The sequence below is a fragment of the Streptomyces sp. NPDC007162 genome (assembly GCF_040634175.1).
Lineage (GTDB): Bacteria > Actinomycetota > Actinomycetes > Streptomycetales > Streptomycetaceae > Streptomyces.
Genome location: NZ_JBEYFC010000782.1, coordinates 1 through 3,035 on the forward strand (window position 1 = coordinate 1; position 3,035 = coordinate 3,035).

Genomic DNA, 3,035 nt, shown 5'->3' on the forward strand with positions numbered 1-3,035 from the left:
CCCAGCCTGGCCGCGGCCGACCGGGGTCATGGCGTCGACGGCCTTGTAGCCGCGTTGATCTCGAACGTGTCCAGCGCGCCGGACTGAAGGCCCCACTTGGCGAGGACCTGCTGGTAGCCGCCGCTCGCCTTGAGGTCCTCGAGCGCCGACTTGAGCAGCCCGGTCAGCTCACTGTTCTTCGGCACGGCGATGCCGAAGGGCGCGTTGCCGTAGGAGTCCCCGGTGACCTCCAGCTTGCCACCGGACTGCTTGGCGGCGTACGCGGCGACCGGGGAGTCGGCCAGGGCGGCGTCGGCGCGGCCGCTGGTGACGGCGAGGTTCACACCGGTGCCGTCCGGGAAGGTGCTGACCTTGATCGGCGTCTTGCAGGTCTTCGCGCGGGCCGGCAGGTCCACGAGCGCCTGCGTGGACCCCTTCGCCACGGCGACGGCACGACCGCACAGCGAGTCGCCCACGGGCTTGAGCGCCTTGGGGTTCCCGGCCGGCACCAGCAGGGACGTGCCCGCGTCGAAATAGGTGACGAAGTCGACGACCTTCTCTCGCTCGGCGGTGTCCGTGAAGGAGGAGACGCCGAGCTGGTACTTGCCCGACTGCAGCCCCGGCAGGATCGAGTCGAAGGGCACGTTCACGATGGTCACCTTGACGCCGAGGACGGTGCCGAGGGCCTTGTCGAGGTCGGCCTCGGCGCCGACGACCGTCTTGTTGTCGGAGGCGAAGGAGTCCATCGGCGGGTAGCTGACGTCACTGGCGACCGTGAGCCCGCTCGTCCGCAGGGCGGCCGGGACCTTGGCGGCGAGCGCGGCGTTCTTCGCGATCGGTGCGGCGGACGCGGTGGAGGCACCGGACGCCGTGCCGGAGGAGGCGCCGGCCGGCTCCGAGGGGTCGGCGCAGCCCGCCAGGAGCAGCGTCGCGGAACCGAGGAGTACTAGCGGGCGCAGAGCGGACAAGGCGAACTCCTGATGAGCCTGAAATGCGAGGGATGGCTGGAGACTATCCGCGGAAGCGAAATAGACAAGTCCAGTTGCTCATCATGCACGCACCTTGCAACGAACCTGCAATGTCCGCGCAATGATCGCCAGCGGCAACGCCGCGGCCCGGCGCTATGCTCGGCCCGCGATGACCACCGACAGCAGCCTGAAACGCGGCCTGGCCGTACTACGACTCTTCGCCCGGCACCCGCCCCAGGACCCGCGCGGTCACACTGCCGCCGAGGTCGCCGCGCTGCTGGGCCGCGAACGCAGCCAGGTCTCCCGCATCCTGCGGAGCCTGGAGACGGCCCGGTTCCTGCGCCGTGATCCCGCGTCGCTGCGCTACTCCGTCGCCTGGGAGCTGTACGCGAGGGCCCAGCAGATCACCGAGGCCCGCCTGCGCCGGGACGGCCGAACCGCGCTGGAGGGCGTCGCCGCCGACACGGGGGAGTGCGCCTACCTGGGGGTCCTGCGGGGTGCCAGCTCGGTGACGATCCTCGAATCGATGCCACCGGCGCTGTCCTCGTTCGTCTCGTGGGTGGGCCGCGCCTATCCCGCCTACTGCAGCGACGCCGGACAGGCCCTGCTGTTCGATGCCGGCCCCACGGAGGTCGCCGCCGTCCTCGCCCGCACCGACTTCGTCCGGCACGGCCCCAACACCCCGGCCGACCTGGACGACTTCCTGGCCCGGCTGGCCGCGGCCCGCGAGCGGGGCTACTCGGTCGTGGACCAGGAGGCCGAGCCCGGACTGTACTCGCTCGCCGCTCCGGTCAGGGACTTCCGCGGGGAGATCGTCGCCGCCGTGCAGGTCGTCGGCCCACGCCACCGTCTCGAGCCGGCGACGGCGGCCTGCGCGGAGTCGGTGGTCCGCTGGAGCGCCTGGCTGAGCTCCGCCCTGCGCTCGACGGACGAGGACTGATCTTCACTGATCGTTCCCGGCCCGGCTCAGCGGAGCAGGGAGGCCAGCCGCGTCGCCGCGTCACCGATGGCGGCGACGAGCTGGCCCCGGTCGTCCCTGGCCGCCGCGTGCGGCACGACCGCGCTGACCGCAGCCACCACGTCCCCGCGTACGCCCCGCACCGGGGCCGCCACCTCCAGCACGTCCTCGTCGTACTCGCTCTCGCACACCGCGACCCCGCGCCCGGTGTCCGCCGCGACCCGCGTCAGCAGGTCGTCCACGGTCCGCGGCGCGTAGGGGCCGCCCGCCCCGATGAAGTCCTCGCCGCCGAGGAGCCGGGCGACCTCCTCGCGCGAGTGGTCGAAGAGCAGCGCCCGCCCCGCCCCGGTGCACCACACCGGTGTCAGCCGCCCCGCGCGCGCCCAGGAGAACTCGGCCCAGGCCGCCAGCTCGGCCCGCACCGAGAGCACCATCGCCCCACAGAGCACGTCCACGTACGCACACGCCCCGAACCGGACCACCAGCTCCCGCAGCAGCGCCCGGCTCTCCACCCCCCAGGGTCCGGCCTCCGCCGCGACGGCCAGCAGGTCGGCCCCGGCACGGAACTCGTGCCCGTCCCGGGCGAGCGTCCCGGTACCGACCAGATCCCGCAGCAGTCGCGACGCCTGCCCCTTGTCCAGCCCGCTCTCCTCCGCCAGCCGGACCACCCCGGGTCCCCCTCGGCTGTCGAGCTCCCCCCGGAGCACCCGCTCCACCAGGCCGAGCCCTCTGGGCAGTGCACCTGTCGCCACGTCCATGCGCCGGATGCTACAGATCCGGAAGTGACCGACTGAACCGACCGCAGGAGAACCACCGATGACCACACCCCCCACGCACCCCACCCTCCAAGCGGTACGGGCCACCCCCGAAGGGCTCCTGTGGGAGCCCTCCGAACGCTGGGTGCGCGGCCGCACCGGCGCCGTCACGGTCGTCGACAGCCGCCGTCCCGTCCTGGTCTGGGAGCCGGGCGTACCCGTCCCGCTGTACGCGTTCCCGCGCGCGGACGTGCGCGAGGACCTCCTGCGTCCCGCGCGGAACCCGGCGCTCGGCACCCACACCGGCTCGCGGATCTTCTACGACCTCGACCTCGACGGCGAGCTGCTGGAGAACGCCGCCTGGACCTTCCCCGC

General features: G+C 72.9%; 4 protein-coding genes. 2 read left to right on the forward strand and 2 right to left on the reverse strand.

Annotation, left to right across the window (positions count from 1 at the left end):
• Positions 1 to 26 precede the first annotated feature (26 nt).
• Positions 27 to 947: an ABC transporter substrate-binding protein gene (locus ABZ646_RS43815; RefSeq protein WP_360532581.1), complete on the reverse strand. Its 921-nt coding sequence runs from the start codon at positions 945 to 947 to the stop codon at positions 27 to 29.
• Between the two features lie 121 nt (positions 948 to 1,068).
• On the opposite strand from ABZ646_RS43815, the gene ABZ646_RS43820 reads away from it, so the two are divergent.
• Entirely contained in the window at positions 1,069 to 1,887 is an 819-nt protein-coding gene (locus ABZ646_RS43820; protein ID WP_360532584.1) for an IclR family transcriptional regulator, read from the forward strand.
• A 26-nt stretch (positions 1,888 to 1,913) separates the two neighbouring features.
• Here the strand turns inward: ABZ646_RS43820 and ABZ646_RS43825 are convergent, their stop codons facing one another.
• The gene (locus tag ABZ646_RS43825) at positions 1,914 to 2,663 is read right to left on the reverse strand and encodes an IclR family transcriptional regulator C-terminal domain-containing protein (RefSeq protein ID WP_360532587.1); all 750 of its coding nucleotides are present in this window, start codon (positions 2,661 to 2,663) and stop codon (positions 1,914 to 1,916) included.
• Positions 2,664 to 2,721: 58 nt separating this feature from the next.
• Here ABZ646_RS43825 and ABZ646_RS43830 point away from each other — a divergent pair.
• The coding region (locus ABZ646_RS43830; RefSeq protein WP_360532590.1) for a DUF427 domain-containing protein at positions 2,722 to 3,035 on the forward strand (314 nt) is incomplete at its 3' end.

Coding starts and splice junctions, on each gene's coding strand:
- ABZ646_RS43825 (WP_360532587.1), bottom strand. CDS start 2,663: ATGGACGTGGCGACAGGTGCACTGCCCAGAGGGCTCGGCCTGGTGGAG.
- ABZ646_RS43820 (WP_360532584.1), top strand. CDS start 1,069: ATGATCGCCAGCGGCAACGCCGCGGCCCGGCGCTATGCTCGGCCCGCG.